Source organism: Streptomyces milbemycinicus, from assembly GCF_002154605.1.
Lineage (GTDB): Bacteria > Actinomycetota > Actinomycetes > Streptomycetales > Streptomycetaceae > Streptomyces > Streptomyces milbemycinicus.
On the sequence record NZ_MUNE01000285.1, the window covers coordinates 15711 to 28385 of the forward strand.

At 70.4% G+C, this 12675-nt stretch carries 13 protein-coding genes; 2 read left to right on the forward strand and 11 right to left on the reverse strand.

Features of this window, described 5'->3' with window-relative positions; all coding sequences use genetic code 11:
* The first annotated feature begins 105 nt into the window (after window positions 1–105).
* Complete coding sequence (locus CCN51_RS22680) at window positions 106–447, forward strand: ArsR/SmtB family transcription factor (protein WP_078610796.1); 342 nt, start codon at window positions 106–108, stop codon at window positions 445–447.
* Window positions 448–493: 46 nt separating this feature from the next.
* On the opposite strand, the gene CCN51_RS22685 is transcribed toward CCN51_RS22680, so the two are convergent.
* From CCN51_RS22685 to CCN51_RS22735, 11 genes are read right to left on the reverse strand one after another with little or no spacing between them, the layout of a single operon-like run.
* Window positions 494–1501 (reverse strand): ABC transporter substrate-binding protein, encoded by a 1008-nt coding sequence (locus CCN51_RS22685; RefSeq protein WP_014182027.1) that lies wholly within the window; start codon window positions 1499–1501, stop codon window positions 494–496.
* Complete coding sequence (locus CCN51_RS22690) at window positions 1494–2309, reverse strand: ABC transporter ATP-binding protein (RefSeq protein WP_014182028.1); 816 nt, start codon at window positions 2307–2309, stop codon at window positions 1494–1496. Before CCN51_RS22690 ends, CCN51_RS22685 begins: the two co-directional genes overlap by 8 nt.
* A gap of 8 nt (window positions 2310–2317) precedes the next feature.
* A complete protein-coding gene (locus tag CCN51_RS22695) occupies window positions 2318–3175 on the reverse strand; it encodes an ABC transporter permease (protein WP_014182029.1) in 858 nt (285 codons plus the stop codon).
* Window positions 3172–4239, reverse strand: a complete 1068-nt coding sequence (locus CCN51_RS22700) for an LLM class flavin-dependent oxidoreductase (protein ID WP_014182030.1) — start codon at window positions 4237–4239, stop codon at window positions 3172–3174. The genes CCN51_RS22695 and CCN51_RS22700 overlap by 4 nt, the downstream gene beginning before the upstream one ends.
* Window positions 4236–4871: an OsmC family protein gene (locus tag CCN51_RS22705; RefSeq protein ID WP_014182031.1), complete on the reverse strand. Its 636-nt coding sequence runs from the start codon at window positions 4869–4871 to the stop codon at window positions 4236–4238. The genes CCN51_RS22700 and CCN51_RS22705 overlap by 4 nt, the downstream gene beginning before the upstream one ends.
* A gap of 18 nt (window positions 4872–4889) precedes the next feature.
* Window positions 4890–6041 (reverse strand): alkylhydroperoxidase domain protein, encoded by a 1152-nt coding sequence (locus tag CCN51_RS22710; protein ID WP_014182032.1) that lies wholly within the window; start codon window positions 6039–6041, stop codon window positions 4890–4892.
* Window positions 6038–7084, reverse strand: coding sequence for an LLM class flavin-dependent oxidoreductase (locus tag CCN51_RS22715; protein WP_014182033.1), 1047 nt, complete (start codon window positions 7082–7084; stop codon window positions 6038–6040). Before CCN51_RS22715 ends, CCN51_RS22710 begins: the two co-directional genes overlap by 4 nt.
* A 51-nt stretch (window positions 7085–7135) precedes the next feature.
* Window positions 7136–7894 carry an ABC transporter ATP-binding protein gene (locus tag CCN51_RS22720; RefSeq protein WP_014182034.1) on the reverse strand — a complete coding sequence of 253 codons (759 nt, stop codon included), beginning with the start codon at window positions 7892–7894 and terminating at the stop codon, window positions 7136–7138.
* Window positions 7891–8793: an ABC transporter ATP-binding protein gene (locus CCN51_RS22725; protein WP_043492688.1), complete on the reverse strand. Its 903-nt coding sequence runs from the start codon at window positions 8791–8793 to the stop codon at window positions 7891–7893. The genes CCN51_RS22720 and CCN51_RS22725 overlap by 4 nt, the downstream gene beginning before the upstream one ends.
* The gene (locus tag CCN51_RS22730; RefSeq protein ID WP_014182036.1) at window positions 8790–10607 is read right to left on the reverse strand and encodes an ABC transporter permease; all 1818 of its coding nucleotides are present in this window, start codon (window positions 10605–10607) and stop codon (window positions 8790–8792) included. Before CCN51_RS22730 ends, CCN51_RS22725 begins: the two co-directional genes overlap by 4 nt.
* A gap of 10 nt (window positions 10608–10617) precedes the next feature.
* Complete coding sequence (locus tag CCN51_RS22735) at window positions 10618–11760, reverse strand: ABC transporter substrate-binding protein (protein WP_014182037.1); 1143 nt, start codon at window positions 11758–11760, stop codon at window positions 10618–10620.
* Window positions 11761–12192: 432 nt separating this feature from the next.
* Here CCN51_RS22735 and CCN51_RS22740 point away from each other — a divergent pair.
* The coding region (locus CCN51_RS22740; protein ID WP_086860017.1) for a VOC family protein at window positions 12193–12675 on the forward strand (483 nt) is incomplete at its 3' end.

Here is a 12675-nt window from a genome sequence, read left to right on the forward strand (position 1 = left end):
GTGCTCATGCGCAACCGCCTCCGCTGGACGCCCAATCATGTCGATACTCATCGAACACTACGATGATCATCGACATGGCGGCAAGCCTCCGCTACGCTCGGCAGAGTGAGCACGCCGATCGAGACACCCCACCCGAGCCTCGCCGACCTGCGATTGGCCACAGTCCTGGCAGCACTGGCCGACCCCGCGCGGCTGCGCGCCGTGCGCACGTTGGCCGCGACAGGCGAATTGCCGTGCACGGAATTGCAGCAGGCGGCGGGGCTCACCATCAGCCGGTCGACTTTCTCCCACCACCAACGTGTGCTGCGCGAAGCCGGTGTGCTCAAGGCCCGGGTGGACGGGGCCCGGCGCATGCTCAGCGTGCGCCGAGATGCGCTCGACGCCTGCTTCCCCGGTCTCCTCGACGCGGTGCTCGCCACCGCCCCGGAACGGATCGGCACGCGGTGATGCCCCCACCGCCAGTCTGCCGGTGCGGCGGAGGCGGCCGCGAGCATCATCCATCCGCGGTGAGGGCCTTCGCGGCGATCGTGTGGTCGATGGCCGCCTCCCAGTCGACGCTCTTGGTCAGGACGCCGGACGCCTTGAGTTCCCTCTCCTGGCGCTTCAGATCGGCGAGGAAGCGCTCGTTGGGCGCCGAGAGCAGGTACTCACGGCGGCGGAAGGTGAGCGCGGCGACCTCGGCGTCCAGCCTGTTGGCGGAGGCAAAGAGCCGGAGCGCGTCGTCCTGGTGGGCGTTGACCCAGGTCAGCGCCTTGCGGTAGGTGCGGAGCGCCTTGGCTATGGTCTTCGGGTACTTCTTCACGTAGTCGCGGTGGCCGTAGATCACCACGTAGTTCTCGACCAGGCCCTGGCCGGTGAGCAGCGTGCGGGTGCGCTTGGTTGCCTCGAGCTGGGCGGCGAACGGGTCCCAGGTCTGTACGGCGTCCACGGAGCCGGACAGCAGCGCGGCGGTGATCTGGTCGGTGGTGAGGGGGACGAACTTGATGTCGTCCGCGTCGATTCCGGCCTTCTCCGCCGCGCGCAGCACGAACAGGTTCGCGTTGATCGTGGTGCCGTAGGAGCCGAGCTTTTTGCCCTTGAGATCAGTGACGCTCTTGATATCGGAGTCCTTGCGGACCAGCAACGCCTGGGTACGCGGGCTGTGTTCGACAAGGGCTACGACGGTGAACGGCTGGCTGGAGAGCTGGATCGGCCCCAGCCCGCCGAGCCCGAGATCGAGGGCGCGGCCGGCCACCGACTGTTGGATGATGGTCGGGTCGAGGACCTTGAGCGAGACGTCGGTGCCGTCGCCGCTCAGTGCCGAGGCGAGTGTCTTCTGCTTCTGCAGCACGTCCATCACGATGTAGGGCGGCTGGAATCCGATCCTGAGCTGCCCCGCGACGCCCTTTGCCGCCGAACCGGAGGCCGAGGCGCCGGTCCCGCACGCCGCGAGGGACGTCGCGGCGGCGCCGCCCACCGCGGCTCGCAGCAGTCCGCGCCGGGACAGAGACAGATCAGGCATGGTGCTTCTCCTCGGAAGGATCGGTGTGCGGGGAATCGGTGTGCGGGGAATCGGTGGGCGGGGAGTGGCCGCTCAGGGCGAAGTCCCCGAGCAGTGCGGCCCGGTGCTCGGCGAAACGTGCCGAGGCCCGGTCCCGCGGATAGGGCAGGTCGATCTCGTGGACGCGCCGCACCCGCCCTGGGCGGGGGTCGAGGACGACGACGCGCTGGGCGAGGGCGACTGCCTCGTCGATGTCGTGTGTGACCAGGAGGGCGGTGACGTGGTGGGCGGCCCAGATGTCGTGCAGGGCGTCCTGGAGCCGGATCCGGGTGAACGCGTCCAGTGCGCCGAACGGTTCGTCCAGGAGAAGGACATCGGGAGCGGGCGCCAGTGCGCGGGCGATGGCCACGCGCTGCGCCATACCGCCGGACAGCTGGCCGGGGTAGGCGTCGGCGAAGCCCTCCAGTCCGACCAGCTCGAGGAGTTCGGCCACCCGCCGCTCGCGTGCGGCGCGGTCACCCCGCAGGCCGGCGCCGATGTTCTTGGCGACGGACTGCCATGGGAAGAGGCGGTGTTCCTGGAAGACCAGGCCGCGTGAGGCATGCGGCCCGGTGATGGGGTCACCGCCTGCGCACACCTCCCCCTCGCCCCGGGTGTCCAGGCCCGCGACGGCCCGCAGGATGGTCGACTTGCCGCAGCCGGACGGCCCGACCAGGGCGGTGAACTCGCCGGGCGCGATGTCCAGGTCGACGCCGTCGACGGCCCTGAGGGCACCGGCCGGGGTGGTGAACGTACGTCCGTAGCCGCGCAGGGACAGGGCGATACTCATGGCTCGGATCACGCCCCCGCGTGCAGGTCGCGCCAGCGCAGCAGCCGTCGCTCCGCGGCCCGTACGAGCAGGTCGACGGCCTTGCCCGCGACGGCGAAGACCAGCAGCGCCGCGATCACGACATCGACCCGCGACAGCTCGCGCCCCTGGTTGAGCATGAACCCCAACCCGGAGGTGGCCCCGAGGAGTTCGGCGAGGACCAGCAGCACCCAGGCGACGCCGAGCGCGTACCGGATGCCGTTGAGGATCTCCGGGAGCGCCGCGGGCAGGACGATCCGGCGCAGCACGGTGGGCCGGTTCCACTGGAACACCTGCCCCACCTCGACGAGTTTGCGGTCGACGTTGCGGATGCCGCCGAAGGTGTTGATGTACACGGGAAAGAAGCTGCCCACCGCGACCAGTACCACCTTCGGCGCCTCGTCCAGCCCGAGCCAGACGATGAGCAGGGGCGACAGGCCCGACACCGGTACGGTGCGCAGCATCTGCACCGAGGTGTCGAGCAGCCGCTCGGACAGCACGGACAGGCCGACGAGCGAGCCGAGCAGCAGCCCCAGCGACGCGCCGATCAGGAAGCCGGAGGCCCAGCGCTCGATGCTCGCGGACAGGTCGGTGACAAGAGTGCCGTCGCCGGCGGAGTCCCACAGGACGCGGGCCACCGCGCCGGGCGAGGGCAGCAGCAGCGGATCCATCCAGGTGTTCCAGGAGGCCAGCTGCCACACCGCGAGCACGCCGAGCGGAAGCAGCCAGGGCAGCGGATCGGGCCGGCGGGCGCCGCGTCGGCGCGTACGGGCGGGAACCTTCTCCAGCGCTGACGGTGTCTCGGCGTGGTGGGTGTCGGGTGGCGCCGTCCTCGTCCCCGTACTCACCGGCGCACCTCCCCGCCCACTCCCGCGCCCGCAGGAGAGTGCACGGCAGAGTGCACGGGAGGGGCCAGCAGCGGGGCGACCTCGGTCGCGATGAGCTCCAGGTTGCGCAGCGACTCCTCCACCGTCGCCCCGTAGTGGACCTGCACGATCAGCTCGGTCGCGTACGGCAGGATCCGGTCACGGTTCAGCTGCTCGGCGACCTGCTCCGGATGGCCGTGGAAGAAGTTGGACCGCGCCAGGTAGTCGTCGAATGCGAGGCCGGGCGGGAACTCTTTGTTGCGGAAGGGGCCTTCGAGATAGTGGTGGACGATCCGCCGGAACTCCCCGTCGCTCGCCGCAGGGTCCTTGGTGGCGAACAGGCCGCGCGAGACGGCGATGCGCGGCGGCACTCCGGGCCCCGCCGCCGGCTGTTCCACGTAGGGCTCGACCACGCGCAGCTGGTCGAGATCGGTCGGGCCGCTCGCCCCGATTGCGCGGCGTGCCAGCAGCAGTCCCGCGCCCTGGGCTCCGGCCTCGGCACCACCGCGCGGGTTGGCGGATGACCACCACACCCGGTCGGCCAGCCCGGGGACGGGCGGCTGGAGCACGGGGCCGTCCGGGCGGTCTCCCAACGGTTCGCCGCGCAGGGCACGCAGCGTCCGGGCGAGCACCTGCGAGCCCCGTTCCCGTCGGTGTGCCGGGTCGATGCCGAATGCCGCGAAGACCCTTTCCGCCTCGGGGCCGAATCCCCCGTTGCCGAGGCCGAGTTCGAGTCGTCCTTCGCTGATCTCGTCCACGACGGCGGCGTCTTCGGCGAGCCGTACCGGATCCTCCAAGGGTGCGATCACGACCGCTGTTCCCAGCCGGATACGGCTGGTCTGCGCGGCGGCAGCGGCCAGGAACGGCAGCGGCGAGGGAACGCGTCCGTAGTCGTCCTGGAAGTGGTGCTGTGAGATCCAGCCGGTGTGGTAACCGAGTTCGTCGGCGGCCCGGAAAAGGCGCAGGAGGCCCCGGTAGGTCTCGCGCGTGTCGGCGGGACCGTTCGCGTGTGTGAGGAAGCCGAGCCGGATACGGGAGGCGGTCATATCTCCTCCGGACTGCCGGTCAGGACGACTCGGCCGGTGACGTTCTGCGGGTTGACGAGGAGGTTGTAGATCGGGCATTTGCGCTCGACCGTCTCGTGCAGCTCGCGGATGCGCGCCTTGGTGGCCGGTGAGGTGATGTGCACGGTGTACGAGATGTTGTGCGGGTAGATCGGCACCTGCTCGAACCCGGGCGCTCCGGCGCGCGGGTCCTGGTCGGCCTGCACCTCGACCTCGAGGGAGTCCAGCGGGATCCGCAGGTCGGCGGCCTGGATGAGGAAGATGTGGGTGAGGCAGCTGGAGAGTACGCCGAGCTGGATCTCGGGCGAGGCGGGCCCGAGGTCGTAGCCGGCGAAGTCCAGCGGGGAGTCACTGAGGATCTGGTGGTGGCGGATCCGGATGCGCCGTACGCCGCTGCGTTCCTCGGCCTTGGTCCTGGCCCGCAGCCGGTTCGGCTCGGTGAGGGGGCGGACGCGCTCGGCCTCCCGCTTGGCGAGCAGCGCGGCGCGCTTGACCTCGAGGTAGGCGCGCAATCCGGGCCGCGGGTCGGGGGCGGTGTCGAGCAGTTGGTCCACTGCCTGCGGCTCGTCGTCCTTGTTCTTCCGGGTGGCGTTGGCTGTCGCGGTGGGGGACATGGCTATGGCTCCTTCGGTTCAGGGCTGTGTGGGCGGCACGGGGTCGCCGAGGGAGAGCATCAGGCGGTTGGCCCAGGCGAAGAACGCTGCGGCCTGGACGGCGTCGAGGATGTCCAGGTCGTCGAGGTCGAGTTCGCGCAGGGCGGCGACGTGGGCCTGGCCTGCGGTCGGCGGTGTGGTGGTCAGTGCCGTCGCGAGGTCCGTGATGGCACGCCAGCGGTCGTCGAGCGGTGTGTCCACGCCTTCGTCCAGTATTCGCTGGACGTCCCCGTCCCGCTTGCTGAGCTGGGAGGCGAAGCGGCTGTGCACCGATGCGCAGAACACGCAGCCGTTCACCCGCGAGGTCACGGTGGCGGCGAGTTCGCGCTCCTGCCGGGGCAGGCCGCCTCGGGTGTAGAAGATGCCGTTGTCGGTGGCGGTGCGCTCACCGAGCACCTTCGGATCCAGCGCGAGCAGCCGGAAGTACGGGGACTGCAGACGCTGTCCGGGCAGGACCGCGCGCTGCTCGTCCGTCACGTCCCCGGCCGCGACGGGCTCCAGCCAGGGCGTCCAGCCCAGCTGTTCCTGCGTGAACCCGGTCTGCGGCGCGTCCAGCGGGCCGCGTACGGGACCCGGTGCGGACCGCTCGTCCCCGCGGATCAACGCCAGGCCGGCGAGCAGCCGGACCTGGAAGCTGACGTACGCGATGAGCTGCGACACCGTGATGATCTCCGCCGCGCCGAGCCCGGCCTCGGCCAGGGCGTCCAGGTCGGCGGGGGTGGCTGCCGCGGGCCGCAGGACCAGCAGATCGGCGTGCGCGAGGATGGCGCGCAGCCGGTCGGACAGCGGATCAGGTGCGGCCGGTTCGGTGGCGGGGCGCAGCGGTCGGACGTCCTCGACGGCCGTCACGAGCTCCTTCGTCACACCGTCCGCACCGAGCAACTGCCCGGCGTAGTGCTCGCCCAGGGGCTGGTCGCCGTGCAGCCGCGCCACCCGCAGCGCGGCGGCGAACCGCTCGGTGGTGGTCACGGTGGTGGCGGGGGCAGCGGATGCGAAGAGCGCGTCGTAGCTGCCCTGCGTGTGATGGGTCGCCTCCGGTCGGCGGGCGCGCAGCCGCGCCAGCGGTGAGCCCGGTTCGATGCCGAGCAGCGTGTCGATCAGATCGGTGGGTGTCCCGGATCGGGTGGTCATCGTGGGTGGCCTTCCTCCGCAGGGGATTCGGTTGTGGGGGTGCCACGCGCGGGCCGCCAGCCCAGCGCCGGGGCGACCTCGGTGGCGATCAGCTCCAGCGACCGGAGCGTCTTCTCGTGCGACGGATCGATCGAGTGGACCTGGACGATCAGGTCACTGGCCAGCGGGAGCAGCCCGTCGGCGCCGAGCGAGGCGATGACGTCCTCGGGGCTGCCGACATGGGCGTCGTCCTGGGTACGCCGGGCCGCCGCCTCACCGGCCACCGCGGCGAACCGGCGGAAGCCGTCCTCGGCGTCCGCCAGCGCCTCCGCGCGGTTCGGGGCCACGTACACCGATCGGGACAGGCCGATCCGGGGAGCGGCATCCGGCCGCGCCCAGTGCTCCAGATAGGCCGAGGCCAGGGGGTGTTGCGCGGCGCCGAGCGGTACCCGGGGCGGCTCCGGCCGACCGTCCGGCACCGGGCTGAGAGCGGTACGGGCCAGCAGCAGACCACTGCCGTTCCGCGCGGCCCGGATCGCCCCCGGCACCCCGAAGGTGGCCTCCCAGAGCCGGTCACCGAGGGTGTCGGCGGGTGGGAAGAGCGGCGGGGCGCCGGGCACGGGCTCCTTGCCGGACAGCGCGTCACGCACCACCCGCAGGGCCCGTTCGTAGGTGTCGCGGCGCTCATCCACCCGTCGGCCGAAGACGGAGAACACGAGGTCACCGCCGCCGGTGCCGAAGCCGAGCTCCAGCCGTCCGCCGCTGAGCGCGTCGAGCACCGCGGCGTCCTCGGCGAGCCGGAACGGGCTCTCCAAGGGCAGGGTGATGATCCCGGTGCCGAGCCGCAGCCGTGTCGTGCGAGCCGCGGCGGCCGTCAGGAAGACCAGCGGCGACGGTAGCCCGCCCTGGTCGCGGAGGTGGTGCTGGGCGACCCAGCCGGTGTCGAAGCCGAGTTCCTCGGCGGCGGTGAACAGCTCAAGTGCCCGTGCGTACAGCTCGGCGGGCGGGGCGTCGTCGACCAGGCGTGTGAAGACGCCGAGCCGGAACCGCTGTCGTTCGGACATCAGGTGGCCTTTCCGGGGATGGACATCAGATGGCTCGTCCGGGGGTGCACATCACGTGGCCTTCCCGAGGTAGGACTCGCGGACGGACGGGTCGTCGAGCAGCGCGCCCGCCTGCCCGTGCAGCGCGATCGATCCGGTGCGCAGCACATAACCGCGGGAGGCGATGGACAGGGCCAGTTCGGCGTTCTGCTCGACCATGAGCACGGCAACGCCCAGCGTGCGGTTGACGTCGACGATCATGTCCAGCACCCGGTCGACGAAGAGCGGGGACAGCCCCATCGTGGGTTCGTCCATGCAGATCAGCCGCGGTCTGCTCATAAGCGCCCGGGCGAAGGCCAGCATCTGCTGTTCGCCGCCGCTGAGGGTGCCGGCGTGCTGGGTGCGGCGTTCGGCGAGGCGGGGAAAGGACTCGTAGAGCCGCTCGATGTCCTTGCGGATCTCGCCGCGTCCCGCGCGGGTGAAGGCGCCGATGTGCAGGTTCTCCTCGACCGTCATACCGGTGAAGACCCGTCGGGCCTCGGGGACGGACGCGATGCCCCGGCGCACCCGGGCCCTGGTGGGCAGGGTGTCGATCCGCTCGCCGTCCAGCAGAACCTGGCCGGCGGCCGGGCGCAGCAGGCCGAGGACGGTTTTCATCGTGGTCGACTTGCCGGAGGCGTTGCCGCCGAGCAGGGACACGATCTCACCGGGTCCGACCTGCAGGGACACCTGGGTCAGCGCCTGTGAGGGGCGGTAGAAGACGTCTACGTCCTTCAGTTCCAGCAGCGGCCCGCGTGTCTCGGGCGCTGTCACCAGCTCCAGCCCCGTCATCGGGATGCCTCCTCGCGCTGCGCACGGCGGCGGCCGAGGTAGGCCTCGACGACCCGCTCGTCGTCGCGGACCTCGGCGGGCGTCCCGGCGGCGATCGCCTGTCCCTCGTCCATGACGATCACCCGGTCGGAGACCGTCATCACCAGGTCGATCTTGTGCTCGACCAGCACGATCGTCTGCCCCTCGGCCTTCAAATCGAGGAGCTGGTCCAGCACTTCGGCCGTCTCGGTCTGGTTCATCCCGGCCGTCGGCTCGTCCAGGAGCAGCAGCGTCGGTTCGAGGGCGAGGGCGCGGGCGATCTCGGTGCGCCGCCGGTTGGCGTACGACAGGGTGTGCGCACGGTGGTCGGCGCGCGGGAGCAGCCGTGTCCCGAAGCGGGCGAGTTGCGTTTCGGTCCGCGCGGCGGCCTCGGACTGTTCGCGTCGCACGGTCGGCGGCTGTACGAGGGCCAGCAGCAGCTCGGCGAGCAAGGGGAGCCAGCGCAGCACGGGCAGATGGCGCAGCCGGGGGAAGGGCCGGGTGCGCTTCAGCTTGGCGTACTGCCCGACGTAGACGTTGTCCGCGACGGGCAGGCTCGCGAAGACCCGGCCGTTCTGGAAGGTGCGTGCGATGCCCAGTTCCGCCCTGCGCTCGGCGGGCAGCCGTTCGATGCGGCGGCCGTGCAGCCGGATCTCCCCGCTGTCGGGGGTGAGCAGCCCGCCGAGCAGATTGAGCGTGGTGGTCTTGCCGGAGCCGTTGGGGCCGATGACGCTGACCACTTCGCCCTGCCGGACCTGGAACGAGACGCCGTTCACGGCGCGTACGGCGCCGAAGGAGCGGGCGAGACCGGCGACCTCGAGTACGGGCGCGGGTGCGGATGCGGATGCGGATGCGGATGCGGGAGAGCGTTCGGCCGTCATGCCCGCCTCGCCCACAGGCCCTGCGGCCGGAATCGGATGAGCAGCAGCAAGAGCACTCCGTAGGTCAGAAGCCTGGCGTCCTGCGCCATCCGCAGGACCTCGGGGGCGCCCACGAGGACCACCGCGCCCAGCACGGCGCCGAACGGGCTGTTCATCCCGCCGAGCACGATGATGGTCAGGGCCAGCATGGACAGTTCCGGGCTGAACATCGTCGGGTCCAGATAGCTGTACTGGTGGGCCAGCAGGCTTCCGGCGAGCCCGGCGACGAAGGCACCGACGGCGTACGCCAGCGCCTTGTAGTCGGCCGGGCGCAGACCCGAGGCGCCAAGGGCCGTCTCATCCGCGCCGACCGCCGACCAGACGGTGCCGAGGAAGGACTTCTGCAGCCGTACGACGAGCCCGAGCGCGACCAGCAGAACAGTCAGGTCGAGGAGATAGGTCTCCGTGGGCGTGATGATCTGGTGGCCGAAGAGGCTGGGCGGCGGGATGGCCGTGATGCCCAGCGGGCCATGCGTCAGCCAGTCGAGGTTGAGGATCGCGGCCACGGTCACGGCGCCGATGCCGAGGGTGGCGATGGACACGTAGTGGCCGCTGAGCCGCCACGTCGGGGACATCAGAACGGTGCCGACGACCGCTGCCGCCAGGCCGGCGGCGAACAGACCCGCCAGGAAGGGCCAGCCGTGTTCGCCGACGAGCAGCGCCGAGGTGTAGGCGCCGACCGCCATGGGCCCGGCCTGGCCGAGCGAGATCTGGGCCGCCGAACCGGAGACGAGGGTGAGGGAGAGCGCCAGGATCGCGAAGATCAGCACCTGGGTGCCGGTCGTCAGCTGGTAGTCGTCCGCCACCCATGGCACGACGCCGGCGGCGACGCCGATCAAGGCCAGGGCCTGCCACCACCTCAGCCGGATGGGCCGGCCGCCGCCGAGGAACGTCCCCGTCAGCGGCTCCGCGGAGATCAGGGGCACCTTGCCCAGCAGTCCTCCGGGCCGGAGCCAGAGCACGAGCAACAGGACGCCGAAGATGATGAGGTTGTCGACACCGGCGCCCCAGTAGGAGATGCCGAAGGCTTCGACGATGCCCAGCGCCAGACCCCCGAGCACGGCTCCGGGCAGACTGCCGAGGCCGCCCAGGGTCGCGGCGGTGAAGGCGGTCAGCCCCGCGGCCGTACCGGAGCTGGGCGAGATGTTGCTGTTGTACATGCCGACCAGGACACCGGCCAGGCCGCCGAGCGCCGAGGCGAGCATGAACGACAGGTTCCGCACCCTGCCCACGGGCACGCCCATCTGCAGCGCCGCATCGGAGTCCTGGGCGGTGGCGCGGATGGCCTGCCCGTACTTCGTGAACTTGAGGAAGCCGCCGAGCAGCAGGATGCAGCCGACGCTCACCGCGAACATCACCACGTCGAGGGTGCCGAAACGGAAGCCCCCCACATGGAAGTTGAGCGTGTCCAGCGCCTGTGGAAACCGCCGGGTGTCGGGGCCGAACACCACCTGGGAGAGGTTGTCCAGGACGACCGACACCGCGTATGTGGCCAGCAGCGCGGCGATGGGCGGAACCTTGGCCAGCGGCTGGACCGCGAGCAGGTTGACGGCCAGGCCCAGGACGGCGGTGAAGGCGCAGACGCCGGCGATCGCCGCCCACAGCGGCCAGTGCTGTTCGGCGATGAGCCACCAGCCCGACATGGTGCCGGCCGCGAAGACCGACCCCTGGGCGAAGTTGACCACATTGGATACGCCGAAGATCAGCGAGAGTCCGATCGCGACGAGTGCGTATGTGTTGCCGTGGATGATCCCGGCGAGCAGTGTGTCGATCATGCTTCGGCCGTCATCCCTCGGCCGGGACCTGCTCGCCGTTCTTGACGATCACCGCGACGGGGGTCGGCGGGTCGGCAGGACGGCGGTCGGACTGGAAGCGGAACTTTCCGTACTGCACGCTCGGCAGATCGGCCGAGCTCTTCAGCCCCTGGTACACGCCCTGCCGGGTGGCCCCACCCTTCTTGGCCGCGTGCACCAACTGGGTCAGCGCGTCGTACGCGTACACCTCGAACGCGCCCGGGACATGCCCGTACTTCGCCTTGAACGCCTTGGTGAACGCCTTGACCCGGGGCTCGGTGGAATTGGGGAACCAGGTCGCCGTGGTGAGCGCGCCCTCGGCGCTCTCCCCCGCAAGCTTGATGCCCGTGGCCGTCAACTGCTCGGTGAAGATCTTGGCGGTGACCCCTGCCTTGGGCGCCTGGGTGAGGATCGCCGCCGCGTCGTTGTCGTAGCCGATGTCGTAGACGAGATCGGGCTTGGAGTCGCGGGCCTTGATCAGCAGCGGCCGGAAGTCGGTGGTGGAGGGGAGGTAGGCGGAGCTGTACGTGACCGTCAGCCCGAGCTTCTCCGCCCGCTCCTGGAAGATCTCGAAGACCTGCTTCCCCCAGTCGGTGTTCTGGTAGATCACCGCGACCTTCTTGCCGAACTTCGCCAGCTCATCGGTCTGCTGGACCTCGGCGGTGGCCTGCGAGATGCCCGGGCTCCACATGTACTGCCCGCCGAGGGTGAACTTCGGCGAGGAGTTGGTGAAGCCGTACTGAACCAGCTTGTTGCGCTCGTAGACCGGTGAGGCGGCCATCGAGGCGGGGCTGGAGAAGTCACCGAGCTCCGCGATGATGCTTTTGTCGTTGACGAACTTCTGGGCGATCGGAACGGATTGCTTGGGGTCGGACTGGCTGTCCTCCCACTTCAGCTTCACTTTGCGGCCATTGACGCCGCCGTCGGCGTTGATCTGGTCGAGCGCGAGGTCGAAGCCCTGCTTGTAGAACTTCCCGTACTCGGCGTACTGGCCGGTGACGGGAGCCGAAACCCCGAAGTAGACGGGGCCGGTGCCGTCGGCCGACGTGCCGGAGCCTTCGCCGCACGCCGCCAGGACCAGCAGGGAGGTGGTCGTCAGGGCCCCGATGAGCAGGCGTCTCTTGCTGGATATCACGGTCGTACTCCTGATGAGGACATGGCAACGCCGGGTAGCCGCCGCCCGGACGTGCGGGCGCACACGGCAGTGGCCGGAAGAGAAGAGAAGAGGAGAGAAGGGAAATAGGCGGAAAAACGCCATATGGCAGGTCAAGGACCCACAAGAGACAGAGAGTGCCGCGGACGGAGTTCGGACGCTACCTACCTGTCGCGGGGGCGGACCCGGCCGAGGTCAGACGCGACAGAGCGTGCCGGAGACCCGCAGCAGATCGATGTGGCGCCGCAGGGCGCGGGCGAAGCCGACGAGGCGGACGGGGGTGTCGTACACAGCGGACTTCACGACAGCTCCCTCCCGTCAGATCCTCGGACTCGATGCGCTCCGACCGTAGCCGTGTGCGTTCTTCCACGTCAAGGCTTGAACGTATACACGCGTGTACGTAATCTCCTCGGGATGAACGCCCATCCCGGACTCCTCGACCACATCGTCCTCGCCACGCCCGATCTCGAGGCGACGGTCGCCGACTTCGCCCGGCGCACCGGCGTACAGCCCGCCCCCGGCGGCGCCCACCCCGGCCGCGGCACCCGCAACTACCTGGTATCGCTGGGTGGTTCCGGTTATCTGGAGATCATCGGCCCGGACCCCGACCAGCCCGAGCCCCCGCGGCCCCGCCCCTTCGGTATCGACCAACTGACCGGTCCCAGGACGGTGACCTGGGCCATCTGCCCACCCGACCTGGACAAGGCCGTGGCCGATGCCCACGCGGTCGGCTACAACCCGGGCCCGGTACTTCCGATGAGCCGCCGCCGCCCGGACGGCACCCTGCTGACCTGGCGCCTGACCTCCTTCGACACCGCGCACCCCTCCGGCCTGGTCCCGTTCCTCATCGACTGGACCGGATCGGCCCACCCCACCGAGGCCGCCCTCCCGCAGACC